21 protein-coding genes and 1 other RNA gene are annotated in these 26,853 nt (G+C 47.3%); 9 read left to right on the top strand and 13 right to left on the bottom strand.

Translation table 11 applies throughout. The annotated features are described in order from the left end of the window. Position 1: 1 nt before the first annotated feature. From D9Y29_RS00740 to D9Y29_RS00725, 4 genes are all read right to left on the bottom strand, one after another. On the bottom strand, positions 2-1,501 hold the full coding sequence (locus tag D9Y29_RS00740) for a tail fiber domain-containing protein (protein ID WP_127124526.1): 1,500 nt from the start codon (positions 1,499-1,501) through the stop codon (positions 2-4). Between the two features lie 213 nt (positions 1,502-1,714). After that, positions 1,715-2,227: an META domain-containing protein gene (locus D9Y29_RS00735; RefSeq protein WP_127124525.1), complete on the bottom strand. Its 513-nt coding sequence runs from the start codon at positions 2,225-2,227 to the stop codon at positions 1,715-1,717. A gap of 160 nt (positions 2,228-2,387) precedes the next feature. Then, positions 2,388-2,978: a glycosyltransferase gene (locus tag D9Y29_RS00730; RefSeq protein ID WP_127124524.1), complete on the bottom strand. Its 591-nt coding sequence runs from the start codon at positions 2,976-2,978 to the stop codon at positions 2,388-2,390. 364 nt (positions 2,979-3,342) lie between these two features. Beyond that, positions 3,343-3,804, bottom strand: a complete 462-nt coding sequence (locus D9Y29_RS00725) for a heme-binding domain-containing protein (protein ID WP_127124523.1) — start codon at positions 3,802-3,804, stop codon at positions 3,343-3,345. 76 nt (positions 3,805-3,880) lie between these two features. Here D9Y29_RS00725 and D9Y29_RS00720 point away from each other — a divergent pair, with 76 nt between their 5' ends. Further along, positions 3,881-4,549: an FAD-binding oxidoreductase gene (locus tag D9Y29_RS00720; protein WP_127124522.1), complete on the top strand. Its 669-nt coding sequence runs from the start codon at positions 3,881-3,883 to the stop codon at positions 4,547-4,549. 40 nt (positions 4,550-4,589) lie between these two features. On the opposite strand, the gene D9Y29_RS00715 is transcribed toward D9Y29_RS00720, so the two are convergent. Together D9Y29_RS00715 and D9Y29_RS26725 are read right to left on the bottom strand one after the other, a co-directional pair. Then, the gene (locus D9Y29_RS00715; RefSeq protein WP_127124521.1) at positions 4,590-5,417 is read right to left on the bottom strand and encodes a hypothetical protein; all 828 of its coding nucleotides are present in this window, start codon (positions 5,415-5,417) and stop codon (positions 4,590-4,592) included. A 137-nt stretch (positions 5,418-5,554) separates the two neighbouring features. Continuing rightward, positions 5,555-5,770 (bottom strand): hypothetical protein, encoded by a 216-nt coding sequence (locus tag D9Y29_RS26725; protein ID WP_241237816.1) that lies wholly within the window; start codon positions 5,768-5,770, stop codon positions 5,555-5,557. Here D9Y29_RS26725 and D9Y29_RS00710 point away from each other — a divergent pair. The 4 genes from D9Y29_RS00710 (at position 5,705) to D9Y29_RS00695 (ending at position 12,173) form a co-directional block, all read left to right on the top strand. Beyond that, positions 5,705-6,616 carry a DUF3667 domain-containing protein gene (locus tag D9Y29_RS00710; RefSeq protein ID WP_420902503.1) on the top strand — a complete coding sequence of 304 codons (912 nt, stop codon included), beginning with the start codon at positions 5,705-5,707 and terminating at the stop codon, positions 6,614-6,616. The genes D9Y29_RS26725 and D9Y29_RS00710 overlap by 66 nt on opposite strands. A gap of 9 nt (positions 6,617-6,625) precedes the next feature. Beyond that, positions 6,626-7,408, top strand: a complete 783-nt coding sequence (gene mazG / locus D9Y29_RS00705) for a nucleoside triphosphate pyrophosphohydrolase (RefSeq protein WP_127124519.1) — start codon at positions 6,626-6,628, stop codon at positions 7,406-7,408. Then, entirely contained in the window at positions 7,405-11,154 is a 3,750-nt protein-coding gene (locus tag D9Y29_RS00700) for a sensor histidine kinase (protein ID WP_127124518.1), read from the top strand. The genes mazG and D9Y29_RS00700 overlap by 4 nt, the downstream gene beginning before the upstream one ends. A 338-nt stretch (positions 11,155-11,492) precedes the next feature. Then, positions 11,493-12,173 (top strand): Abi family protein, encoded by a 681-nt coding sequence (locus D9Y29_RS00695; protein WP_127124517.1) that lies wholly within the window; start codon positions 11,493-11,495, stop codon positions 12,171-12,173. 5 nt (positions 12,174-12,178) lie between these two features. Here the strand turns inward: D9Y29_RS00695 and D9Y29_RS00690 are convergent, their stop codons facing one another. From D9Y29_RS00690 to rplU, 4 genes are all read right to left on the bottom strand, one after another. Then, a complete protein-coding gene (locus D9Y29_RS00690; RefSeq protein WP_127124516.1) occupies positions 12,179-13,861 on the bottom strand; it encodes a DNA polymerase/3'-5' exonuclease PolX in 1,683 nt (560 codons plus the stop codon). 300 nt (positions 13,862-14,161) lie between these two features. Then, positions 14,162-14,464 (bottom strand): hypothetical protein, encoded by a 303-nt coding sequence (locus D9Y29_RS26450; RefSeq protein WP_164735189.1) that lies wholly within the window; start codon positions 14,462-14,464, stop codon positions 14,162-14,164. A gap of 116 nt (positions 14,465-14,580) precedes the next feature. Beyond that, entirely contained in the window at positions 14,581-14,838 is a 258-nt protein-coding gene (gene rpmA, locus D9Y29_RS00680; protein ID WP_127124514.1) for a 50S ribosomal protein L27, read from the bottom strand. Positions 14,839-14,947: 109 nt separating this feature from the next. Further along, positions 14,948-15,250 carry a 50S ribosomal protein L21 gene (rplU, locus tag D9Y29_RS00675; protein WP_127124513.1) on the bottom strand — a complete coding sequence of 101 codons (303 nt, stop codon included), beginning with the start codon at positions 15,248-15,250 and terminating at the stop codon, positions 14,948-14,950. Between the two features lie 329 nt (positions 15,251-15,579). On the opposite strand from rplU, the gene D9Y29_RS00670 reads away from it, so the two are divergent. From D9Y29_RS00670 to ssrA, 4 genes are all read left to right on the top strand, one after another. Further along, positions 15,580-17,076, top strand: coding sequence for a GH3 auxin-responsive promoter family protein (locus D9Y29_RS00670; protein ID WP_127124512.1), 1,497 nt, complete (start codon positions 15,580-15,582; stop codon positions 17,074-17,076). Between the two features lie 44 nt (positions 17,077-17,120). Continuing rightward, the gene (locus D9Y29_RS00665; protein WP_127124511.1) at positions 17,121-18,290 is read left to right on the top strand and encodes a 1-deoxy-D-xylulose-5-phosphate reductoisomerase; all 1,170 of its coding nucleotides are present in this window, start codon (positions 17,121-17,123) and stop codon (positions 18,288-18,290) included. 172 nt (positions 18,291-18,462) lie between these two features. Further along, entirely contained in the window at positions 18,463-19,821 is a 1,359-nt protein-coding gene (gene rseP / locus D9Y29_RS00660; protein WP_127124510.1) for an RIP metalloprotease RseP, read from the top strand. Between the two features lie 77 nt (positions 19,822-19,898). After that, positions 19,899-20,297, top strand: a transfer-messenger RNA (tmRNA) gene (ssrA, locus tag D9Y29_RS00655). A gap of 65 nt (positions 20,298-20,362) precedes the next feature. Here ssrA and D9Y29_RS00650 read toward each other — a convergent pair. The 3 genes from D9Y29_RS00650 to D9Y29_RS00640 form a co-directional block, all read right to left on the bottom strand. Next, positions 20,363-21,625 (bottom strand): TlpA family protein disulfide reductase, encoded by a 1,263-nt coding sequence (locus tag D9Y29_RS00650; RefSeq protein WP_127124509.1) that lies wholly within the window; start codon positions 21,623-21,625, stop codon positions 20,363-20,365. Between the two features lie 63 nt (positions 21,626-21,688). Continuing rightward, positions 21,689-23,113, bottom strand: a complete 1,425-nt coding sequence (locus D9Y29_RS00645) for a RagB/SusD family nutrient uptake outer membrane protein (protein WP_127124508.1) — start codon at positions 23,111-23,113, stop codon at positions 21,689-21,691. 33 nt (positions 23,114-23,146) lie between these two features. After that, positions 23,147-26,794, bottom strand: coding sequence for a SusC/RagA family TonB-linked outer membrane protein (locus D9Y29_RS00640; RefSeq protein WP_127124507.1), 3,648 nt, complete (start codon positions 26,792-26,794; stop codon positions 23,147-23,149). Between the last annotated feature and the right edge of the window lie 59 nt (positions 26,795-26,853).

The following is a 26,853-nucleotide window of genomic DNA, read 5'->3' as shown; positions in this document are numbered from 1 at the left end:
TTTACTTTTCGCAGCAACTTTTTTCCCTTGAAGGCAGGAGTGTTTCCAACTGAGCAACGAGGGCTTGGGTGGCATGGTTATTTTTCAGGAGCGCAATCAACAGATCGATTTTTTTGGTTTGTTCTTCAGCGGCTGAAAGCCTTTCCTGCAATGAATGATTCGTTTGTTTCAGTTTGATGATTTCCTGCCATTGCTGATTGCTGCGTTCTTCCAGGGCATGGATCAAAATCATCATTACACCTTCCAGGTCTGCCTGGTTGATGGTAGTGTCGTTTCCAATCACACCATATTGATCTTTTCCGTAAGCGGCAAAGAACTCCTGCGCCATAAGGCCATAATGTCTTTGCGGCATGCCTTTATAATTCCAGGTTCCCATCTTCAGGTTGCGTAATTTGCTCAGCATTTCCATACCATTGGCGGGAACGAACCTTTCCTTTTTTGTGGAATCAGACAAGATACTCCAACTGTTGCCGTTCGGCGATAATATAACCCCGGCACTTAGGTTGCCGGCGCTGTACAAGCGATAACCTCCACCAAATCTGCTTGTGAACTGATTATCGGAAGTGCTCGAAACAGTTGAAACTGCGGATGCGTCCCCGATCAAAACTGTGCCACGATGGTCTGCTTTCATATCCATTCCCATTACAAGGGAGTAAAGAGCATTTGGTCCGGTGGTGAGTTGCGTACCAATTCCAAACGAGTAAGCGCCATTGATAGTTATGAAACGACCCAGAGCCATAGCCTGATTCCCATGAATAGTATTCATTCTTCCCACACCAATACTGCCCTGGCCATACATTTGGTTTGATACGCCAATGGATATTGATCCCGCCCCGGCGCTGGAATTGAGACTGCCCAATGCAAAGGAGTTCAGCCCGGCCGCTGCGTTATTCTGTCCGAATGCAAAGGAATGCAAGCCAATGCTGTCTTCGTTCCATAGATGCCCTTTACTCTCCTCCAATGAACCAGCTCTTAGAGCGGCTTTTCCAGGATACCACATAAACCTGGCGCCTGCGCCGGTTTCAGGGATACTGCCTTCGCTTAATTTTCCATTGGAAGTGATGGCGCCGGAGGGATCGAACTGAAAACGGTTCACAGGTAATCCGTTTTGGAATTTCGATTTGATGAGCACTGCACTATTTTCATCGATACTGATCCCTACAGTTGTATCGGAATTGCTGAGCCGATACCCGCCAAGCCGAAGATTTTCTGTTGCCTGGTGTTTGCCCAACTGATCAGACAATGGTTTCCAGGAGTCCTCGAAGATATACAGGCCTTTCTGTCCGTCTGTCTGGAAAATGATCAGGCCGTTTGCCGGAGAACTGATCGATTTTTTTTGTGCCTCGGTCAGACGTGGCGGCAGGAACCCTTTATTATCACTTTTTATGTCCAGCATGGCGCTTGTGTGCGGATCGGTATTGTCTGTTGTGATGGCAATGCCCTGTGCATTGGAGTGTAAGCAAGTAAGTACGATCAGGGAAAGCAGCATGATCCTTTTCATGATGGTGGTTTAAGTTGAAACGGGGCAAAAATGCGGGAGCGAAAGTAGCGGACACTTCTTTTGCATTTCAATAATTCCGATAAATCACCAATAGGAGGGACTAAAGTATTATGGGAAGGATAAGATGGAAAAAAGAAAAGCCGCAAACATTGCGGCTCTGTAAATTCATGGTTGAACCCTGTCAACCTGTTCAGAAACGATTCATTGGTGTCGCTACTTCAAGTACACGGCCACAAATCTTGCCAGTGGCGCCATACGGGCCTTGTTGAGTACAAGCGTATCCCCGTTGACATAATAATTGTCTGCTTCGGTCAGCGCCTTTGTGAACTGGTTCTCTATGTCCAGTGCGGGGCAGGCCATTTGAGTGGATACAAGCCTGTCGATCTTGATCCGGTTGGGAGCTTTGAGTTCGTACTGGCCTCCGAATCCGTTACAGCCACCGTTGCCATTTACCTGGTTCTGGTCTGTTTTGAAGATCACATGCGGCTCTTTCATGAATGTACTGTCCACTTTCACCGGCTTGCCATTGATCTCAGTCAGCTTCCAGTATTTTTCCTTCAGTCCTGTACTGTCGGTTGACGCCATCGGAGCGGCAGCGGGTGCAGCTGTATTACTGTTCACTTTTACTGTATCAGTTCCCGGTTCGCTGGTTTGCGACTGGTTATTGCAGCTGAATGCCGCCACTACACAAAAAGAAATGAATGCAGGTAAGATGGTCTTCTTCATGTTTTTACTTTTTGGTTATATCAAAAGTATCCAATACGGATCAATAACCAATCTGTTTCGTTGCATCCATTATCAACAAGTGTTCAAAAAATAGCCGTTCCTTCCGGCGCGGAACGGCTAAAGATTCGGACTGACTAACGCGGAAGAGCCGGAATAATTCTCAATGTTGACTGATTTGCTTCAACGGAAAGTGAAGCGCTGTTTCCCTTGCTGCTATTGAAAAACGATGAAATGTCTTTGAATCCGAGCAAAGTTCGCGGACCACTGTCAGTAATTTATCCTCATTGTTTGGATCGATATGGAATCCTTCACAGCCATCTGTTACCATATCATATTTCCCATCCTGGTCCGGCACTATCACCGGGCGGCCGCAGGCCATCGCTTCCAGGATACTCCGGTCGGAAATCGTGGAGTCATCACCGGGAGCAGTGAGGTTGAGTACGAGGTGGGCTTCCTTGTAAAATGGCAGAAGATCAGGCTGAGCTCCAAATACATTGCAGTTAGCCGGCAACATACCCATATGATTGCGGACCACATCTTCATTGATGGGTTCAATCAACATAAGTTTGAAACGGATGCCCGGCATTTTTGAAGCGATATTTAAAAAATGACCATTTGCCATCCGGTTATTGAGAGATGAGATCATCAAAACAGTACAGGCAGTGCCAAGATGCGGGAGGTCCAGGTTGAATGCTTTCCGGAACCAGGCGGAAGTGCTGTGTTGTTGGGGCTTATGTACTGGCTTTTTCATATGCTTCGTTTACCATCTGGTATATCTCCATATCTGTGCCAGCAGGATTTTCAATCCGAAAGGATTGATTCCCAGTAATAATGGAAAAACGAAAAAAAAGGAAATGGTCTAATAATGGGAGAGAATTTTCCAATTTCCGGAAATTCCTGCCAGACTTTTGTTGCGGCGTCTTCCTGGCGGCTGATGAATCTTCACGCAAAAGATCGATCGCTGTCTTTTGAATTGATGATAATACCCTGTGCATGACTGTTAGTATAACAGGATAGTGTAATCGAAAAAATCGGGAGGGCATCGGGCTTATAAGTTGCAGAACAGGGCGTAACTGATGCTTAATTCATTTGCTGTTGCAACATTTTCCGGTGGCTCAGAAACTGGTGTCTTTCCGGATCTGGTCTCTCACCTGTTGCGCCCAGTTTTTCAGTGTGGTCCTTTCGGCGTCTGTGAGTTTGGCGTCTTTATGCGTCCAGGTATAAGAGGGGAGCGGCATTTCCTGTTTTTCCACAGTTTCGATCACTTCTTCCATTTTGTGATCGGCTCGTTTGTATGAGTAAGCGGTGAAGGTTGAGAAATTGAGATGGCGTTTACCATCTTTGATATGACTGGCCAGCCACCAGGCAACGGGTTGGATATTACTGTACCAGGGGTAATTTGTGTTATTGGAATGGCAATCGTAACAGGCTTTGTCCAGTATGGGTTTCACCTCTGCGGGAATTGCATATTTAGTGGCGATATCTTTGGGGGAGGCCGCTGCGGCAATATTTTTTTCGGGTCTGAAGAATTGAATGATTACCAGTGCAAGCAGGAGTAGCCAGAAGAACTTTTTCATACCAGGGGATTTTGCCCAATATAGAGAATATTGGTGAGTGATGAATCAAAAAAATCATTAGCTTGCTATACATCTTATGGAGAAGCATATCGTTAAGATCCTCTCGATCACAGAAGTTACTCATGATGTAAAAAGTTTTCGCATCGAAAAGCCGTCTGGGTACGGGTTTACGCCTGGCCAGGCAACGGAGGTTTCTGTGAACAAGCCGGGATGGGAAAAGGAGCGGAGGCCATTCACTTTCACCTCGCTGAATGACGAGGCTTCGCTGGAATTTACCATCAAGCGATATGCAGACCACAACGGAGTTACCAACCAGATCCATCAACTGGTTCCCGGCGATGAGCTGATCCTGCGCGATGTGTGGGGAGCCATCGAATATAAAGGCCCGGGATATTTCATTGCTGGTGGGGCGGGAATTACCCCATTTATCGCAATTCTGCGACTATTGAAAAAAGATGGACGGGCTTCGGGGAATGTGTTGTATTTTTCCAATAAGACGGCCTTTGATGTAATCCTTGAAAAGGAGTTGTACGAGATCCTTGGCAAAGATGCTCATTTCATTCTGACCAAAAATGAAACCCCAGGTTACGAGCACGGATACATCAACAAGGCTTTTCTCGATACCAATATTACCGATCTCCGCAAGCACTTCTATGTTTGCGGCCCTGATAAAATGATTTCAGATGTCAATGGCGCACTGGAGCAAATGGGTGTTCAGCCCGATGCTGTAGTGTTTGAAAAATAAAAAGCCGCTTTATCTTGAGCGGCTTTTGCCTTTGATTGCATCAGTACTTGTACTGGTATTGGATTTTCCCGATCAGCACTTTTGATTTGGAATAGCATTCATCTTTTGCTTTCAGTCCTTTTTCATCGTATGTGTAGAACCATTTCTGGTAATCCCCTTCTGAAGTCACAAGCATTGTAGCGATACGGCCATTGGTATCGTATTCGAAGATGTAATCAGGGATGAGCCGTTGTGCCCTTTCATTAAATCGAACGATATCGGTCAGGCGTTTCTGCTCATCATAATAATAGAAAACAGCAGGTTGTTCCCTGCCACGGAAATAACTTCTTTCCTCTACCAGGTTGCCTTCTTCATCAAAAACAAAGTTCACCTGCGTGGTGTCTTTACCGTTTTTGATCTTCAGCATTTTTTCCGGTTTCCCATTATTGTTCCAGGTCCAGATATGTTCTTCTTTCAGGATGAATTGTCCGTCTGAAGTGGAAGAGCTGATCAGCCTGCTGAGTTTGTTGGAGGGCAGGTAATAATATTCAATGCTGGTCCTGTTGCCATCGCTGGTGTCAATGGTAGACCTGAGTAAACCTTTTGTATCGTATTCTGCAATATTGCGGTTGGCGCCGCTGAGGGGAGTAGTTGTAGTGGTGGTTAGAATAGAACCATTACCGGTGATCACCTGCTGGCTGGAAAAACCTTCGATGGGCTGGTTGGCGCCGTCGAAACTGAGGAAGTCTACACTGCTCACGCGGTTCTGTACCAGCAGGTCCCTTCTTTTCATGGTTTCTTTGGTCATCAGCACATCATTGTACCAGAACTGGCTGAAACCGGTGTAAAAACTGAGCAATCCCAAAACGATCAAAGTTAGTGCTTTCATATACGGTTATTAACGTAGGTGTGCCTTCTTTTTATACAGGCATCGCAAAATTTTCTCCAAAATAGCGTCTTTCCTTATTTTTAGACAAAAATAACCCTCAAGTGTCCCACGGTAAAGAACGTCACGAGAAAATCTGCTTAAACTGCAAGTCCGAACTTATTGGGAGATTCTGTCAAAACTGCGGCCAGGAAAATATCGAACCGCATGAGACTGTCTGGAGCCTGGTAAGTCATTTTTTTGCTGATATCACGCATTTCGACGGCAAATTCTTCAGCACTGTCCGCTATCTGGTAACCCGTCCCGGTTTCCTTTCCAAAGAATATATCGCGGGAAGAAGGGCCAGTTACCTGCATCCGATCAGGATGTATGTATTCACATCGGCATTGTTCTTCCTGATCTTCTTTTCCACTTTCCAGATTGAGCGGGACGACTTCGATGGAAAAGTGACTGCTGTGATGCAGGGCACCAACAATCTGGACCTGGATAAAGCGGAAAAGAAAATGCTGAAGAAGGCAAAGAGCGCAACGGATTCGGCAGATGTGATAGCCGCTTACGACGCCATCCGGAAAATGCGTGAACAGGTGCTCCTGAACCCCCGGAATCAGGAACTGAAATTCAAACCTGAAGGGGAGGGTTTCAATTTTGTTGATTCCGTATATCGGTCCAAAGAAGCCTACGATTCAGTGCAGGCAACACTTCCTGAATCTGAGAAGGATGGTTTCATCAAGAGAAAGCTCCAGTACCGCAGAATAGAAGTGCAGGACAAATACCAGGGAGATAACAAAGCATATACGGTGGATGTGATCAACAAGTTCCTGCACATGTTCCCCTACCTGCTCTTTGTATCATTGCCCTTATATGCATTGTTCCTGAAATTATTGTACATACGGAGGAAACAGTTCCTGTATGTTGACCATGCACTCTTCCTGATCCATTTGTACATTTTTACATTCCTGTTCCTGCTGGTCCAGATAGCTATGGTCAAGTTATATGAGGAATACGAATGGCTCTGGCTGGGATGGCTGATCTTCCTGCAATACCTGGCCGGTATCTATTATACTTATAAAGCGATGCGCAAGTTCTATGAACAGGGGAGAGGAAAGACCTTCCTGAAGTTCATCCTGCTCAATATGCTCTGTGGTGTTTCACTGGTACTTCTTTTTGTTGCTTTCCTGTTCTTGTCATTATTTCGTACCTAAATTGATAGCATGGAAAAGAAACCTGTTGCTTTAGCATTCATGAGGCTGGTGAATATCATGGACGATCTGAGAGTGAAATGTCCCTGGGACAGGAAGCAGACCGAGCAAACCCTTCGCCAGATGACTATCGAAGAAACCTATGAACTGGCCGATGCCATTACAGACAAAGACTGGAAAGGCATCAAAGAGGAGATAGGGGACCTCATGCTGCACATGGTGTTCTATTCAAAGATCGGCGCCGAGCAGAACCAGTTCACACTGGAAGAAGCGCTTAATGGCATCTGTGAAAAACTGATCAGCCGCCATCCCCATATCTACGGCGATATCACCGTAAAAGACGAGGAAGAAGTAAAACAGAACTGGGAGAAACTGAAATTGAAAGAAGGAAAGAAATCCATTTTCAGCGGTGTGCCGGTATCACTTCCTGCCGTGGTGAAAGCTACCCGGATCCAGGAGAAAGCAAAACAGGTGGGCTTTGAATGGGATACCAAAGAACAGGTCTGGGAAAAAGTGGAAGAGGAGACTGCTGAGCTGAAAGAGGCCGTGGGACTGAATGATCACGGTAAGATGGAAGAGGAATTCGGCGATCTCCTGTTCAGCCTCATCAATTACGCACGGTTTTTGCGGATAGATGCCGAAAATGCGCTGGAAAGGACCAATAAGAAGTTCATGGCGCGTTTCACCAAAATGGAAGCCATGGCCATGGAGCAGGGAAAAAACCTTAATGAAATGTCCCTGGCTGAAATGGATGCCATCTGGGACCTCATTAAAAAACAAAATCGAGGCATTTGAAGCAAAACTGGCTATTAAAGAATGTATACCTGCTGGCGGCTATCGCACTCTTTGCTGCAGCATTCATCCTCAATAAATATGTGATCGATAATACGGCGGCCCGCTACTACGCCCGCCAGATCGAAAAGAAGATCCAGGAAAAAGAAAAAGATTTCAATAAGGTTGCCGCCGATGTGGACCTCCTCAGTTCACTGGCAGACCGTTCTTATACAGAAGCTACCCTTCAATCGGTACTGGATACCCGAAAAGGCTATGGTATCTTCATTTTCCGCCATGAAGCTTTTGTTGAACCCCAACTCAAATTCTGGAATACGCAAATGGCCATACCGCCGGCCGTGCCTCAGTATAGAGACACCAGCCAGGTACTGCGTCTCAATAATGGCGTATACATCCATGTGGTGAAACTGATGAAGCTGGAAGATGGAAAGAATTATTCAGTGGAAGCGCTCATTCCTGTATTGCACAAATATTTTGTAGAAAACGAAAACCTGCGCAAAGAATTTGCAGATGCACCCGATGCCGTGCGCAGAGTGGATATTGCCAATTCAATTACAGAATTCCCTGTGAGCGATCTCAATGGCGATGTGCTGCTCTACCTGCAACGCACCAGCGTACACCAGTTACAGCACAGCAACTGGAGCATTGCACTGGTGGCCATCGGTTTCTTTTTCCTGTTCCTTTACCTGCACCAGGTGGCAGACCGCGTTCGCGAAATGTATGGGCTCTGGTACGGTGTGCTGTTCCTTATCGGTTCCATTGTATTGCTTCGCCTTGGTACCTATTATTTCCCTGATGTGCTGGACCTGCGGCAGTTCGAGCTCTTCGATCCCGCAATTTACGGATCGAGCTTTGTGCTGAGCTCCCTGGGAGATCTGCTGATCAACTCTTTGCTCTTTACCTGGATCATCGTGTTCATCAACCGCCGCTTCGATACCTCGCGCATCAATCCGTACAGCGAGCCCTGGAAAAACTGGATGCTGCTCTGCGTGATCCTCACAGCACAGGTTATTTTCACTTTCACATTCGCAGGCATCGTACAAAGCCTTGTTGCTGATGCGCAGATTTCTTTCAACGTAACCAATTTCTTCAGTCTTACACAATACAGTTTCATCGGCTTTGTGATCCTCGCCACACTGGCGCTGAGCTATTTCTTTTTATCACAGATCCTCCTCACGATCGCAGGACGACTGGTGGGCGACAGGAATTATATCACCTTCATCATTACAGGATTTATCGGGTTACTGCTGCTCAGTTTCAACCGAAATAATTCCGTTGTGGAGCTCAATCTTTTTGTTTTGCCCTGGCTGGTGATATTCGTGTGGCTGATGCAATTGAAAATCTTTGCAGGCCTCAACCTGCGATTGAATGTTTCGGAAGTATTGTTCTGGCTCGCCCTCTTTTCTTCTTCCATTTCCGCCGTGATCATTTTCGAGAACAGGAAGATCGAATTTGAACAGCGCAAACGTTTTGCGGAAAAGCTCACAATGCAGGCCGATCCCTCCGGCGAAAGGCTGCTGAGCATCGCCATGGCCTATCTCGATAACAATTTCCTGGCCCCGAACTTCCACCGGTTTGAAGACCGGCAGAGCAATGCCATGTTGAAGGACAGTATCGTGAAAACCAATTTCACAGCCTACCTGAACAAGTACGATACCAAGGTCTATACATTCAATAAAGAAACTGAGCCGCTGTTCAACTCAGACCCAGGCTCCTTCGATACACTCAATACTATTTTCCGGATCCAGGGTAAGCCTACCTCCATTCCCGATATGGCTTATTTCGAACGCAGCTTTGACAAATATTCCTATATTTTCCGCAAGGAAGTGCGTGATGCGAACGACAGCGCCATCGGTTATTTCTTCATTCTCTCCGACCCCAAAAGATACAAGAGCGATGCGCTGATCCCCGAACTGTTCAAGCAATCCAGGGAGCTGGTGCCGGAGTACAGCACTGTGTACTCTTATGGTATCTATGACTCGCTGCGGCTGGTGAACCATTATAACGATTATCCTTTCCCGACAGAACTGCAACCCGGACAGATCTCGCGCGATGAGTTCAGGGTAGTGAGCCAAGGTGATTATGAAGAGCTCTGGTACCGCGGGCTACCGGATAAAGTAGTGGTGATTGCACAGAAGAACAGTTCCTTCATGGAAGCGATCACATTGTTCGCTTACCTGTTCAGTACTTTCCTTTTCCTGCTGGCTTCCTATCGGCTGGTGAGCCTGCTGATCAAGAGCCGCCTGCAATGGTCGGCCATCAAACAAAGCTGGCAACTCAGCATCCGCTCTCAGATCCATAGCACCATCATCAGCGTGAGCCTGCTTTCCTTTGTGGTGATCGGGATTGCAACTATTCTGTTTTTCGTGAACAGGTACCATCGCAATAACCAGGACAGGCTTTCCCGCGCCATCCAGATCATGGGCAATGAAGTGAAGAAGAAGATCGTGGACCATGCCATTTTCAACGACGGCGTAATGCTCTATGAGCCCGGTTTCAACGATGAGATGAAAGACCTCATGGGAGAGATCTCCGAGATCCATGGCACCGATGTAAACCTTTACGATACACTCGGCAATCTCAAAGTGAGCTCGCATGCCGATATTTACTACCGGGGAGTATTGAGCGAAAAGATGAACCCGCTGGCTTTCTACCGGCTCAATAACCTGCACCAGGTGCAGGCTGTAACCGATGAACAGGTGGGCAAGATCAATTACCTCAGTATTTACAGCCCGGTGCGTGATGAATCGGGCAATGCCGTGGCTTATCTCAATATCCCTTCTTACAGTACGCAGGGAGAACTGAAACAGGAGATCTCCAATTTCCTGGTAACCATCATTACCCTGAATGCTTTCATCTTCCTCATCTCCGGGGCCATCGCGGTGTTCATCACCAACCGGATCACATCGAGCTTCACCATCATCACCCAGAAGATGCGCGATATCAACCTGCGGCAGGTGAACCAGGAAATCGAATGGAAACGAAATGATGAGATCGGTGTATTGGTGAAAGAGTACAACAAGATGGTGCAGAAACTGGAAGAGAGCGCCGATGCGCTCGCCAAGAGCGAACGCGAAGGCGCCTGGAGACAAATGGCGCGGCAGGTAGCTCATGAGATCAAGAACCCGCTCACGCCAATGAAGCTGAGCATCCAGTACCTGCAGAAAGCGATCGACAACAATTCGCCCGATGTGAAGACCATGACGGGCAATGTGGCCCGCACGCTGGTGGAGCAGATCGATCACCTGAGCAAGATCGCTTCTGATTTCTCGCAGTTTGCCAATATCGGCAACCCGCGCAATGAAGTGTTCGACCTTCATGAACTTTTATATTCTTTATCTTCTCTCTATACAGCTACAGAGAACCTGGATTTTGCCTGGGAGCCTGTATCGTCCAAAGTGATGGTGTTTGCCGATAAAACGCAACTCAACCGTTTGTTCACGAACCTGATGCAGAACGCGCTGGAAGCCGCTTCCAGCCATGATCTGCGGATCGTTCGCATGCGTGAGGAGCTGGAAGACGATCATATCATTGTGAGTATTTCCGATAATGGTGAAGGCATTCCGGAGCAGACCAGGTCGAAAATTTTCACCCCTAATTTCACTACAAAATCTTCCGGAACGGGCCTGGGGCTTGCTATGAGCAAAGGCATCGTTGAACAGGCGAGGGGGGAGATCTGGTTCAGCACCGTTGAAGGAGAAGGAACTGCGTTTTATGTGAAGCTGCCAGTGTTGAGGACGTCCAATTGATGAAGATCGATTTCATTGATCCAGCAAACTATCATGGATATACGAAATAATTTTCTGCATGCAATGCGAGGAGATGATCAAATCTGTTTTGTGAAGACTGAAAACTTGCTTAATTTGGAATCGCTTATTCAAGGTAGGTAAGATTCCCTGTAATCTTCTGATTTTCTGACATTGACTTTCACACAATTCTATCCATACCAGGGATATACTAAAAAGATTAAGGACCCACAAAAAGTGAATCCTTAGTCTTATTGCTTGGTTACGTTTCCACGAAGGAAAGAGGCTTTACCAAGTCCGGATACCTCAAATTTACTATTATTTATTAATCCACCCAAGGTATGGAAGAAATTTTAAGGGAAAAGTATTTGTCATCGCCGCGATTCAAACGTTACCTGCTGGCAACGGGAAATCAGGAGGATAAAGCAAAGAAATTGTATGTGGCAAATCTGCGCCTTGCGCAGGCATTTCATCCTATTGTCAGTCAGTTTGAAGTTGTTCTGCGAAATGCGCTAAATAAGGTATTGACCAATTATTTTTCTGATCCGGATTGGATTATTAATCAAAGAACCGGATTTATGAATAATCCTACACTGGCGTCTTCCGATTATTTTTTGAGAGAAAGCATTTTTAGAACGGTACGGCAGTTAAGGCGTCAAAATATTCCGATAACAACAGACAAGATTATTTCCAATCAAATGTTTGGGTTTTGGCTCGCTTTTTTTCTTCCTCATCATTATACATTGGTGGAGGGACGCTCAATTGCAGTGTTTGGCAATAAGCCCCTTTCAGAAAACCGGGCCAGTCTTTATAGCAGACTAAAACTGATAAGAGACTTCCGCAACCGCATGAATCATTGCGAACCGCTCTGCTTCCAGGGATATACCACCGACTGCACTACCGCCCAAATCATCCATGCACAACTCTATGACCTGATAAGATGGATCAACCCTGACCTCATCCCGTACTTTGAAAGCATCGATAAAGTGCCGCTTGCAATTGACTTGCTTACCAAGATTTGAATTGCTTACAGCGAGTACTTCGCTTTTCTTGCCGCCAGATAGTTCTCCAGTTCTGTTCTGCTGAAACTGCTCAGGTTCTTCTCGCGCGTCAGTCCGCCTTTCTGGGCAGCCAACACACCAAACCTGCAATCGGCATAACCATCAATAGTATGCGCATCCGGATCCACGGAGAGCAACACATTCTGCTGAATAGCGGCATTGATGAAACGCCAGTCGATGTCCAGCCTGCGCGGGTGCGCGTTGATCTCAAGCACCACCTGGTGTGCTGCACAGGCTTCTATGATCTGCTGGTGGTTCACGGGGTAACCCGGACGGCTAAGCAACAGTCTTCCGGTCATATGCCCAAGGATAGTGGTGTAAGGATTTTTGATAGCCGTGAGCAGGCGCATCATTGCTTTCTCTTCCGTCATTTTAAGGTTGGAATGCACAGAAGCGATAACAAGATCGAAGCTGGAAAGGATATTGTCTTGGTAATCCAGGGTGCCATCGTTGAGGATATCGCATTCGATGCTTTTGAAGATGCGGAAGGGCGCGAGTTTCGCATTGAGCTCATCTATTTCCTGGTGTTGCGCGCGGATACGCTCTTCCGTTAGTCCATTGGCGTAGAAGGCGCTTTTACTGTGGTCGCTGATCACCAGGTATTCGTAGCCGAGCGCGATGCAGGCCAGGGCCATTTCTTCGAGTGTGTTGGAACCATCGCTCCACTTGCTGTGGCTGTGAATGATGCCTTTGATATCTGTTGGCTGGATGAGCTGGCCATTGGCCGGGGATTGCAGGATGGCTGCGGTTTCCCGCAATGCAGGCGCGATCCAGGGGAGCTTCACCGATTCAAAGATGGCTTCTTCGGAAGGGAAGGATTGTGTGGCGGATTCCAATGCGCCGGGAAGGGATTGCCATGCCTGGCTGAAATCTTCGCTGCTGCTGGTGCTGAAAAGTGTGGCAAAGAAATTATCTGGCCTCGCCAGGTAAAATTTCAGCGGAATATTTTCGGCTCCTTTGACGGTGAATGTGTTTTCTGTTGTATCGACCGTAGCATAATTATTCGCTTCAAAGAACGGTTGCAGTTCATCGTTAGAGGCGGTGGTTACCCATGCCAGTTCATCAATGATCTCCAGTTGACGGCGGAAGGGACCGGTATGGGCAAACTGTTGGCCCTGGAACCGGGCGGAAAGTAATTGCTGAACGTCCATTGCATATTTTTCGATCTCCGCATAAAGATGACTGCCCTGGTTGCGGAAATAAAACTCTATCGCGTCCTGAACGTTCTTCTGTGTTTTCTCGCCAAAGCCTTTATAAAGAGTGAGGCGATTCTCGTTACAGGCATAGAGCAATTCACCGAGCGATTCGATTCCCATTTCCTTCCACACTGTAGCGATCTTTTTGGGGCCGAGGCCTTTTATGTTGAGCATCTCGATAACACCCGGAGGCGTTTTGGCGATGATCTCATGTAATACACTCAGTTCTCCCGTCTGCAGGATCTCGCTGATCTTCTTTGCGGCGGAATCTCCGATACCTTTAATGGAGCTTAACTTATCTGCGGGTATATCTGACAGTTGCTGTGGCAGTTTTTCTATGGTAAAGGCAGCAGTTGAATAGGATTTCGCTTTGAAACTATTCTCTCCATGTATGTCCATCAGTTTTGCAAGCAGGGAGAACTGGTCGGCGATAAAGTAATTGTCGATAGTCATGATACAACAAAAATAGTAAACGGAGATGGTACTCTGTTAAGTGGGAGAGGATAATGATAGAATGTCGTTTTCGGAATGAGAAGGTAGGGAACGTTAAACAGAAGAGAAACTGAAAAGAAAATACAGGAGATTGTGATGGATCAATAACAGGAGAATGGTGGAGAGAGGCGGAGCTTGATGCGGACCTGAAGCGAAGTGGTGCTGGCTTGAAAGCTTGGCCAGGTGCAGATTTGAGCAGTATATACAAAGAAAAAGTCCCGAAGAAACTCCGGGACTTGATATGTTCTGCGTTCCAAAGGATTACTTAGAAGCCTTCTTTGCAGCTTTCTTAGCGGCTTTTTTAGGAGCAGCTTTCTTAGCGGCTTTCTTTGCAGCTTTCTTAGGTGCAGCTTTCTTTGCAGCTTTTTTAGGAGCAGCTTTCTTAGCGGCTTTCTTTGCAGCTTTCTTAGGTGCAGCTTTCTTTGCAGCTTTTTTAGGAGCAGCTTTCTTAGCGGCTTTCTTTGCAGCTTTCTTAGGTGCAGCTTTCTTTGCAGCTTTTTTAGGAGCAGCTTTCTTAGCGGCTTTCTTTGGAGCGGCTTTTTTTGCAGCTTTCTTAGTTGCCATGTTTTTGTGAATTTAACGGTTAGTAAATAGAAACTTTCTAAGGTAAAAGTATAAACTAATTTCAAATCACCAAAAAAAATTTCACAAAAAATGACAAAAAAGCGCTATGGCATGTCCTAAGACATCGCTACAACGCTCACTACAGTCTTATCTTCCTTCGTCTTTCTGAATTCTACAACGCCATCACTAAGTGCGAAGAGCGTGAAGTCTTTACCAACACCAACATTTTTTCCAGGATGGTATTGAGTACCGCGTTGACGAACGATGATGTTACCGGAGATAGCAGGTTGACCACCGAAGATCTTAACGCCAAGGCGTTTGCTTTGTGAGTCACGACCGTTCTTTACGCTACCTTCCCCTTTTTTATGTGCCATGATAAAAGAGTTTGAGAATTTTTAAATCTGGATTGTCAGGAGCTTCAGGTTCATCACAAGGCATGCTCATGTATTGCATGAACAACTCCGTGTGATAATCACCGTTGGCTTATGCGATTTCAGTTACTTTGATCTTGGTATACTGAGTGCGGTGACCATGCTTCTTGCGGAAGCCTTTCCTTCTTTTCATTTTGAAGGCAATCACCTTATCTCCCTGTACTTGCTCCAGGATCTCGGCTTTTACGGTAGCCTTTACATTACCGCCCACGGATACATTTCCATCGGAATCTGTCAGCAATACTTCAGCGAAAGACACATTGTCTCCGGAGTTTCCACTTACGCGCGGAACATATAAAGTCTGGTCCTTCTGAACCTTGAATTGCTGGCCTGCGATTTTAACAACTGCGAACATAGGTTTCCAAAAATTAGGAGTGCAAAGGTAGGGTTTTGTAACAGATTGTGAAGGATTTAGAGATAGTTTTTTTCAAATATTACGGGCCTGATCGTCGTCATAAACGCAATATGCTGATTATCAGGCCCGTTTCAGTATAGTTTTGTAGCCGGTCCAGGGTGGGAATAAAAAGGGACGATCCATTCAGATCGTATTACAAAGATGTTGTTCAGTCTCACAAAGTTGCATCTTCATCACCCTGGTTTTCAAATCATGTAAACTCGACCCGTAAACCTTTGTTTCATTTAATGAATTGACGTAGGTTTGTTTTTTAACGTTGATTGGGACTTATGCAGATCAAATCTTTACTGGCAAAACCATTTGCCCACTACATATATAAAGGTATCAGGAAGGGAATGCACACGGCAGTGGAAGATCAGGAGAATATCTTCAAAGAACTTCTCAAAACGGTTAAACTGACCGAATTCGGCAAAGACCATAACCTGCAACAGGTTTCCGTATACGAAGAGTTCATCCAGGCCGTCCCCATCCGTGATTACGAACAGTTCAAACCTTATATCGAAAAGATCAAGGAAGGCAAACACAATGTGCTCTGGAAAGGCAAGCCCATCTATCTTGCCAAAACTTCCGGCACTACCAGCGGAGTGAAATATATCCCCATCTCCAAAGAATCGATCTCCAATCATATCAACTCGGCGCGTAATGCCCTGCTCTGCTACATCGCAGAGAGCGGTAACAGCCAGTTCACCAACGGGAAAATGATCTTCCTCTCCGGTTCTCCCGAACTGGAAAGACTGGGAGGCATCCCCACCGGAAGGCTCAGCGGCATCGTGAACCATCACGTGCCCAGTTATCTCCGCCGCAACCAGCTGCCTTCCTACGAAACCAATTGTGTAGAAGACTGGGAAACCAAACTGGACAAAATTGTGGAAGAGACCATCAAACAGGATATGACGCTCATCAGCGGCATTCCACCGTGGATGCAAATGTATTTCGACCGGCTGATGGAACGCAGCGATGGTAAAAAAATCAAAGATATCTTTCCCAATTTCTCAGTGATGGTGCATGGTGGCGTGAATTTTGAGCCTTACCGCCAGAAATTGTTCGAGAGCATCGGGCAAAAGATCGCAGCAGTGGAAACATTTCCTGCATCTGAAGGGTTCTTTGCATTCCAGGACAGCCAGAACGCAGAAGGATTATTGCTCAATACCAACAGTGGCATCTTCTTTGAATTTGTTCCGGCAGGAGAGATCTTCTCACCCAATCCAACCAGGCTCAGCCTGAAGGATGTGAAAGTGGGAGAGAACTATGCCCTGATCGTGAACAGCAATGCAGGGCTCTGGGGTTATAATATCGGGGATACCGTGAAGTTTGTGTCTACCAATCCTTATCGGTTGGTGGTTACCGGGAGGACAAAGCATTTCATCTCCGCTTTCGGTGAGCATGTGATCGGTGAAGAAGTGGAATACAGTCTCATCAAGGCTGCGGAAGAGGCAGGAGTACATATCACAGAATTCACCGTGGCGCCATTTGTTCAGCAGGGCAAAGGGAAGAGCTATCATGAATGGTTCATTGAATTCGAGAATGCGCCGGCTGACCTGAGTGGCTTCGCCAACAGGGTTGACAATTATCTTCGTCAGAAGAATATTTATTACAACGATCTGATCACAGGTAATATACTGTTACCGCTTCATATCCGTTCTGTGAAGAAAAATGGTTTCATAGATTACATGAAATCCATCGGGAAGCTGGGAGGACAGAACAAAGTGCCCCGTTTAAGCAACGACCGTAAGATCGCAACTGCACTCGAGCAGTTCATTGAGTAAGCGATTGAATTTTCATCAGACGATTGACCAATTCTATTTAAGACATGCCAAACAGTTTTCCTCAGAAACGTATTGCATTATTTGGATCCACAGGTTCTATCGGAACACAGGCTTTGGAAGTGATTGCGGCCAATCCCGACAAGTTCACTGCCGAGGTTCTGACTGCGCACAGCAATGATGAATTGCTGATCAGGCAGGCATTACAGTTCCAGCCTAATATTGTTGTTATCGGCGACGATAAGAAATATGCCAAAGTGAAAGCGGCACTGGCTTCCACGGACGTGAAAGTATTTGCAGGTGAACAGGCGCTGGAAGAAGTGGCGGCGATGGATTGTTATGATATGATGCTGGCCGCCATCGTTGGATTTGCCGGCCTTCGGCCAACCCTCAAAGCTTTGGAGATCGGCAAGGCGATTGCGCTCGCCAATAAAGAAACACTGGTAGTGGCAGGGGATATCGTGATGCAGAAAGCCGTGGAGTACCGCGCGCCCGTGATACCGGTAGACTCCGAGCATTCCGCCATCTTTCAATGCCTGGTAGGCGAAACACGCAACCGCATCGAGAAGATAGTACTCACAGCTTCCGGCGGCCCCTTCCTCGGGAAGAAACCGAATTACCTGGTGAATGTGAAGCGCGATCATGCTTTGCAACATCCTAACTGGAATATGGGAGCGAAGATCACTATCGACTCCGCTACGCTCATGAACAAGGGGCTGGAAATGATCGAAGCCAAATGGCTGTTCAACCTGAAGCCTGAGCAGATAGAAGTGCTGGTGCATCCGCAGAGCATCATCCATAGTATGGTGATGTTCGAAGATGGCAGCGTCAAAGCGCAGATGGGTCTGCCCGATATGAAACTGCCCATCCAGTATGCGATGGCATTCCCGCAAAGGATCCCGAATGATTTCCCCAGATATGATTTCCGCAAACCTTCACAACTGAACTTCGAAGAGCCCGATGTGAAAACATTCCGCAATCTCACACTGGCCACAGACGCCCTCTTCAAAGGTGGTAATCTTCCCTGTGTGCTGAATGCGGCCAATGAAATTGCGGTATATGCCTTCCTGCGCAACAGGATCGGCTTCCTGGACATGACGGACCTGATAGAGAAAACCATGGAGGCGATCCCATTCATTGAGCATCCCACACTGGAAGAATATTTTGAGAGTGATGCGGAGGCCCGTAATTTCGCGGCTTCGGCAATTAAACTTTGATTTTCAGGCCATCAGCCGGGCGGCGGGTGTTTTTGATCTCCGTTAAGAAATTGGCAATTTATCTCAACGGCAGCACCGGAACACTGATATGTAATGATTTCAGCATTTTTAATCGTACATTGAAAACCTGGAATTATTCACTTAAAAATTTTACAACAGGATTCTGATTTATATGATAACATTGTTAGCAATCGATTGGGCAGTAGTAGGCATTAAGGCGGTACAGTTACTATTGTGTTTGTCCATCCTGGTAGTGCTTCACGAGATGGGCCATTTTCTTCCGGCCAAATGGTTTAAGTGCAGAGTTGAAAAATTCTACCTCTTCTTCGATCCTTACTTTTCCATCGTTAAAAAGAAAATAGGTGATACCGTTTACGGGATCGGCTGGCTGCCGCTTGGTGGTTATGTGAAGATCTCCGGTATGATAGACGAGAGCATGGACAAAGAACAGATGAAAAAAGAGCCGCAGCCCTGGGAGTTCCGCAGTAAACCAGCCTGGCAGCGACTGATCATCATGATCGGCGGTGTTACCGTGAACGTGATCCTCGGCTTCCTGCTTTTTGCGATGATCCTGTTTGTTTGGGGTGAAAGAAAATTGCCCATGGCCAATCTGCCGCATGGCATTGCCACCAATGTGATCAGTGAGAATGCAGGACTGAAGAGTGGCGACAGGATTCTCAGCATCGATGGCCGGCCTGTTGACGATTTCTTCTCCCTCACCAAAGATGTGATCCTCGATGAAGCACAGGTTTTGCAGGTGGAGCGTGATGGCCAGAAAATGGATATCCCTGTTCCAAAAGGAACCATCAATAGCCTGATCAAACGCAAGGCACAACTGGTTGAACCCAGGGTATATCCCATAGTGGACACCGTTGTGAGAGCAGTGACCAACTTCACGCAGGACAGCCTGGTGAAAGGCGATAAGATCATTGCCCTGAACGGATCAGCTGTTACTTACTTCGATGAGTTCCTCAAATCCAAAAAAGAACTGAAGAACCAGGAGATCAGCATGACCGTTCTTCGTGGAGCCGACACCGTTGAAGTGCGTGCGAAAACAGACAGCAACGCTTCCGTTGGTTTCAATACCGATATTTACAAACAGGCAGGCGCCTATGATCAGAAATATGGTTTCTTCGCTTCTATCCCCGCCGGAATCCGTAAGGGCTGGGAAACACTGAGCATGAATGTGAAGAATTTCAAACTGCTCTTCACTTCCGATGAAGTGAAAGCGAGTGAATCGCTCGGCAGCTTCATCAGCATCGGCAATATGTTTGCCGATCAGTGGGATTGGGAAAGGTTCTGGACCATGACAGCCCTGTTGAGCATGGTGCTGGCCTTCATGAATATCCTGCCGATCCCTGCGCTGGATGGCGGTCACGTGATGTTCACCCTCTATGAAATGATCACCGGCAGAAAGCCCGGCGAGAAATTCCTGGAGTATGCGCAGATGGTGGGCATGGTGCTGCTGCTGGCTTTGATGGCCTATGCGTTCGGCCTGGATATCTGGAGAACGATCACAGGAAAAGGATAGTTTCTGCAGATTTGGCAGGAGCCCTAAATAGCATTAAATTTGCAGGCTCTGTATAACACAGAGCCTGTTCTTTTTCAGGGGCTGTACTGGTTTCGACAGCGTAGATCTTTGAAAGTGTAAGCATGTCGTGCGTTGGATAATTAGCACGTAAATCTGAATATTCAAACTTTTATATGGCAATACTCAGTATGCCATGGCCGCTTAATCAGTGATTAAGTAGTCATTAGGGCCGCGTCCGCAAGGGGTTCTCCGGAACCGGGCAGGTTGACCTGTTACCACGCCCCGCCGCCGACTAACAAACCAAAACAGGTTGCTGCTGCAGGGTGTTGTGACTGCAGCTTAAGACTATCGCAACTAAGGAACAGATTGGTTTGCCGTTTCCCTGCCTGTTCCCGACAAATAATAATCGGATAAGCATGTAGAAAGCTTTTGGAGGATATGTTTGGACGCGGGTTCGAGTCCCGCCAGCTCCACAAAAAAGGAGACCAGCCAGGTCTCCTTTTTTCGTTTATGCAAGCGGGTTATCAATTCCTTTTTGTCTTCAGGATTGTTCCTTCGCCAGTTCTATCATCGCTTCCAACTCATTGATCAGTTCTGAATCAGAGGAGAAGCCTGTGCTCACAAAACGCAGCCTGCCCTTTCCATCTATCACCATCTTGGCAGGTATGCCTTTCACCTTATATTGTGCAACAACTTTGTAAACTCCCGCTTCCGGTTTGTCCATCAGTACCCGGAAGGGATACTTGTTCTTTTCCATGAATGCTTTCACTCTTTCCAGTGCGCCTGCTTCTTTTTCCTGTGTGGCGATGAACAGGAATACCACTTCAGGATGCTGCTGCACCATTTTTTGCATCCCCGGGAATGAGGCGATACAGGGCATGCACCAGGTAGCCCAGAAATCCAACACTACCACTTTGCCGCGGAAATCAGAAAGGGATACTTTTTTTCCATTCAAGTCAAATAATGTAAAGGCTGGCGCAATTGTATCCTTCATTTTAGGTTGAAGTGTTTCTTTCAGTGATGCCTGAACGCTTTCCTGCAGTTTACCAAAATATTCCCCGAAGTCTTTGGTATTGCCATGTTTTCTATCATAGAGTGCTTTCAGTTGGGCGTTCATGGCTGCGCTTGATTTGCCGGTTTTAGCCATCATCTCCAATATTTGATAAGCCTTATCTTCCTGACCATTCTTAGCCAGTAATAACGTATATCGCTCAATGGAATTACCGAAACCTTCCTCCACAGGTCCATTGAAAGCTTTCTCCTGGAATGATAAGGCTTCTTTGAATTTACCGTTGGCGGTCAGCGCGGCGGCATAAGTGTCGTAATAGGGATACTGTGCGAAATCCATGAAACGTTTCCAGTCGGCTTCAGGCATATCCTTTGGCTTTGCTTTGGGATCATCCTTATAGGAAAAATAGAGATCGAGGGTTTGCTTTGATAATTGCTCTGCCTTCACGGGATCGATCTTCTCACGCAGAAGAATGTCCGCACCCATGTTCATATAGGAAGTCTGGTCAAACTTGCTATTGATCTTACCGATGTACTTTTCAAATTCCTTGTATTGTTGATTGCGGAGAAAATTGAGCGCCACTGTACCATTCAGCATATTCATGGTGGAAGCGTCCCTTTCCTTGTGAAGCTTATTATCTGCAATGATCTTTTTCATGAGCGCCACACTTTTTTCCGGGTCACGTTCACTGTTCAGTTGCTTCATTTGCGCCATCAGTTTGTTTTCCTGTTGTGCATTCACTAATAATGTAAAACTGCAAAGCAGAGCAAGTAATGAGAGTTTGATCCTAATCATGTTGTAATCTTTTATACTTCAGGTAAGTTTTTTGTATGAGACGATTGGGCCATGCACGGATTATCATGGATTGTCTTCCATTCCCGGATTGGCCAGCAATATTTTCGGTGGTATCCTCAGCACAAAGCGCTTAGGGTCCAGGTTGTATTCAGTGAAGTTCCCATCCGGAAGACGAAGCGTATGTGTATATGCGTGAGTAGGGAACAATGGATCCACAGAAAGTCTTCGCATATCGAACCAACGATACCCAAGCCCGGCAAATTCCCTCAATCGCTCCTCCAATACAAATTCCAGTAACAGTTGCCGATTACCTGCTACAGCGCCGGGTAGGGCTGCATCGGTTGGTGGCATGCGGTTGGAGCGGAGGGCTTTCAATGTGGTTTGTGCGCCATCAAGATCATTCAGACGCGCCTGGCATTCCGCCAGTAACAGGTAGAGCTCAGGTACGCCAACTCCAAAGGGAACGATGCCTGGCGCTGTTCTTCTGTGCGCTCCTGCCTGAAATGCAGCGCCGGTGGGAAAGGGCTCTTTGGCGTAAAGCAGCAATCGTAAATCGGACGGTTCGTATAGTTCCATGGTTGCGCTGTTCACCTGTAATGTGTTGAACAGGGTATGGAAATTCGAGAACTGGCGCAGGTACATCACTTCCTCGTTATTGCTGGTAACAGGATAATTGGGGCCGAATATACTGAGTGGCATAAAAATTCCATCGGGTGCAAAAGTCTCGTTGTAATTATACAATCGAACAGGCGCCTGTGCCGTGGCGAGTCCCTGCATGGCAGATTCCAGCAGGGGTAATGCTTCATCGAATCGTTGCATGAAAACATACACTTTTCCCAGCAGCGCCTGAGCGGCGGGCCTGCTCATGCGGAGGCGATGGAAAACTGTTGGCGACAGGTCCGGTATCGCTTTTTGAAGATCGGTGGTGATGAGATCATACACTTCCTGCACAGTGGCGCGTGTAAAATGGTTCACAGTGATATCCGCTGTTGAAATGATAGGGAAGCCGGGATCGCTGGCAGCTGTGGATTTCAGGTATGGCTTACCGTAATAGTTGATCAGCAGGAAATAGGTCCAGGCCCTGCCTGCAAGCGCTTCCGCCAGTACCATTTTTTTCTGTTCGGCTGTTCCGTCCGGGGCATCCATCACTTCCCGGATGATCTTGTTGTAAGTATAGATGGCGGAAAGAGGACCATTTGTTTCCGGGCCTTCCTCATCAGGCTGGTACACCTGCGCGCTCCAGCTGAACAGGCGTTGCTCGCGCAGGGTTAGACCGCTGTAATAGGGTTCTTCGGCAGTTACTTCATCACCCAATAACAATTGTGCATCTGTGCCTGTGTTCTGCAGGTTGGTATTGTTCAGCATCAGTTCGTAATCCTTATAGTTCACTGCAATCACTTTGCCTTTCGGCAGCACTTCCAGGAAATCTTTATTGCAGGATATGCCGGCTATCAGTAACAGGAAAACCGGTGCGATATAATTTTTCATGTCCTTTATTTCGTTTTTACAGAAATCGGTTTATCAAAAACGGATGTTCACGCCGGCGGTTACAGTACCCTGATTGCTGCGCATGTAACGGATACCTCCGGCCCTTTCTCCGGCAATGCTGCCACCTGCTGCGTCCTGGAATTCAGGATCGATCCCATATTGATTGGCTTTCCATAACATCAGGTTCGAGAATTGAAGGCGAAACCTTACGCCGTTCAATCTGGCGCGGGATATCAGCGTGCGGGGAAGGTTGTAGGAAAGGGATATGTCGCGCAGCTTGATGAAAGCGGCGCTTACTACGTTGATGTCCCCTTGCGTATAATATCGCGTGTCCCGCCTGCTGGTGTTCACACTGTTCACGGGGATCCAGGAGGGCACATTCGTTTTCAGTTCATCACCCGGCTGCATCCATCTGTTGGCAAATTCAGCATGCACATTGCCGCTGCGGAAGCGGAGATCACCGCTTTGCATGGCATTGTTGGCGGTGAGTGGTATCAATCCGTTGCCGGCGTAAAAGTCATTCACATCGCGTCGCATTACGTTGCCGAAATTGTAGACGATGTTGGCGGCTAGTTCAAGATCACCGAATGTAAGGATATTGGTCAACCCGCCGTTCCATACAGGTTGGTAGGTGCCTATATACATTATATCTTCCGGCAGGGCTGCATTCCTTTCTGTGGTGAGTTTGCCTGATGCCAGCCTGATCTGCGGGTCACCCTCGTTGTTGAGTCCTGCAAAATCATAAGCAAAAATGGCAAAGGCCGGTTGGCCTGCAAGATAGATGCTGCTTGCTTTCTGCGTCCCTGTGGCGATGGCGGCAGGCTGGTTGAGCCTGGTGATCTTATTTTGATTGTAGGCAAGTACCAGTTGACTGATCCAGCGGAACTTACCTGATTCCATATTCACTGATCGCAGGGCAATCTCGATACCGGTATTGCGCATATTTCCGAAGTTGCCTGTTACGGTACTATAACCAGAGAGGGGATTCACTTCCATGCGGCCAATCAGGTTGTCTGTTTGTTTGCTGTAAAAATCAACGGAGCCGCTAAGCCTGTTACCAGCGAGAGTACCGAAGCCGATACCAATATTCAGTGTGCGTGAGCTTTCCCAGGTGAGCGCTGAATTGGCGGGCGTACTGATGGTAAGCCCGGTATTACCGGGCAGGGCATTGCCGGACTGAGCGGCCAGGATATCATAGGAGGCAGCGGTTCCGGGAATAGGGGAATTACCTGTAAGGCCATACGAAGTTCTTACAGAAAGCTGGTTGAAAATTCCTTGTTCCATAAATGGTTCTTCACCCAGCTCCCAGCGGACGCCAACGCTCCAAACCGGTTTGTTCTGTGAAGAGCGGTCTTTGCCGAACAGGTTGGATTGATCGATACGAATACTGCCGGTGACTGTGTAGCGCCGGTTGTATGTATAACCCAGGTTGCCGAAATAAGAAAGAAAACGGATCCTTGTTTCTGTTTCGCCGAAAGGCTGTGCTGCGGAGAGTAAACTCCTGGTGCCATTGTTGGGCATTACCGGTTTGGCCACACCGGTAGTAGACAGTGTTGCATAATCGATAGCAGGGTAGGTTTGCAACAGTTCGTTATATCCTCTTGTCAGGGACTGGCTGTTTTCTATGAGCTGCTCCTGGGCTTCCTGACCTGCGAGCAGCGAAAGCTGGTGCTGTTTGTTGTTCCATGACCGTTCATAGGCCAGTTGATTTCGAACTGTCCAGTTGTTTTGTGTAGCATTACTGAGCGCATACCTTCCTCCTTCCACGGGAAGATAGTATACGGGCTTTTGCCCGGGTGTGGCTGAAGGCACTGTAAACTGTACGGCTTCATTGCGGACGAGATAGCTGCGGCTATCGTCGAAGGAACGCGTTCTTTCTGATGTCCGGAAAAGTCCATATACGCCGGAGAAAGATAACCCTTCTATCAATCTCAGCGTTAGTCCACCGGTGACCCTTGCAATCATCTGATCGCTTTTGGTATAGCCGTAATCGTATTCCCTGAGTGGATTGTAATCAAGATTGATACCGCTTTTTTCTTCGAAGGCTTTTCTTGTTGAATCCGAAAGCTGCTTTACATAGGGAATGGAAAGCGGGTTGCCTGCTGCATCCCTGAACAACTGGTAAGGCAGGGCGCGATTATCCACTTCGATATTCCTGTGTGCGCTGGTATTTATTTTGGTAAGGTCTGTGATGAGGTACAGGTCCAGGTGTTTGTTCACGTTATAGTCCTGCCTGATATTGATCTTGTATGCGTTGTTCGTTTCACCGGGTCTGTTGCTTTGTGTGCCGGTGTAGGCGAGTGAGCCATAGATGCCGTAAGACTTTCCGCCTGCTCGTACAGAGAGGGTTTGATTGGTGAGCAGGGCAGGACGGTACCAGATCTCGCGGATCTGGCTGAGGTTATTGATGGATGCCAGACTGTCGAGACTGGCGGCTGCCTGTGCTTCTGAAATTAGCCCCCTGTGGCGGTTGTAGAGGATAACGTTATGTGGCGGCACGCCTGTAGACCCTAATCCCGTATATGCGCTGACGTTAGACCAGGGATAGAGATCGGGCCTGAAGATCTCTGTAGCGGCCTGCATGAACTGCCGGCTGCTGAGAACAGGATAGTAATCCAGGTCGGGCCGTCCCTGGAAATTCACGAACCCGTCGTATTCGATGGCCAGCTTTTCGTTCCTGCCACCTTTGCGTGTTGTGATCACAATCACACCGTTGGCGGCTCTTGCACCCCAGATCGATGCTGCAGAGGCATCTTTCAAAACAGTAATATCTTCAACGTCCTGCGGATTGAGGGAATTGATATTGTCCAGCGGCACACCATCTACCACTACCAGCGGCGACTTATTGCTGTTGATGGAAGTAAGGCCGCGGATCAGCACCGGCGTGGCTGAAGCAGAAGGAGCATTATTTACCGTGAGTCCGGGGACCAGGCCATCCAGCCGTTGCAGGATATTCATGGAAGTAGTTCTGTTGCGCAGCGTTTGCATATCGGGTTTGGCATAGGCCCCTGCGCTTCGTTTTACTGAAAATGTCTGATAGCCGCTATTCACAACAATTTCCTGTAGCTGGCTGGATGCTTCGCTCAATACAAAATCTGTATGTAAGGTGGAGCCTTTGCTGATGAATATTTTTTTCTCTTCTGCCCGGTAACCAATGCAGGAAATCTTTACTGTATAGAATCCTTCAGGCAGGCCCGTGAACCTGTATTCACCCTGCTCATTCGTTACCGAACCTTTTTGTAGTGGTTCGAGTATGATTGTAGCCCTGTTTACGGGAATCCCTGCTTCATTTTTCACAGTGCCATCGAGCGAGCCCGTGTCTCCTGATTTTTCGCTTGAAGGCGTAGCAGGACGGACTTTTAGAAAGATCGTTTTGTTGCTGATCTCATAAGAGAGTTGCTGGTTTCGCAGTATGAGGTTGAGAAATGCTGTCAGCGAGATATCGCGTACTGCACAGGTAACGGGCTGGGTATGCTTCAGCAGGTCCTTGCCTGCAAATACACTGTATCCTGTTTGTTCCCTGATAACCTGGAAAACGGTTACAAGTGGTACATCTTTACCCGTATAAGTGATCTGCGGCCCGGAAGTCTGGGCATTCAGACCCAGGTTGGTTACCAGTAGCAGTGCAGCAAGCCATACGGCTTTCCATTGCAATGCTACAGGTTTTGATTGAGCAATCATTAAAAGACAGTTTTGGTTGAAAAAATGAGCAATAGCTATTCCGATCACGGCCGGCGCCA

It is taken from the genome of Pseudoflavitalea rhizosphaerae (assembly GCF_003991355.1).
Lineage (GTDB): Bacteria > Bacteroidota > Bacteroidia > Chitinophagales > Chitinophagaceae > Pseudobacter > Pseudobacter rhizosphaerae.
This window is presented reverse-complemented; position numbering and strand designations above follow the sequence as displayed.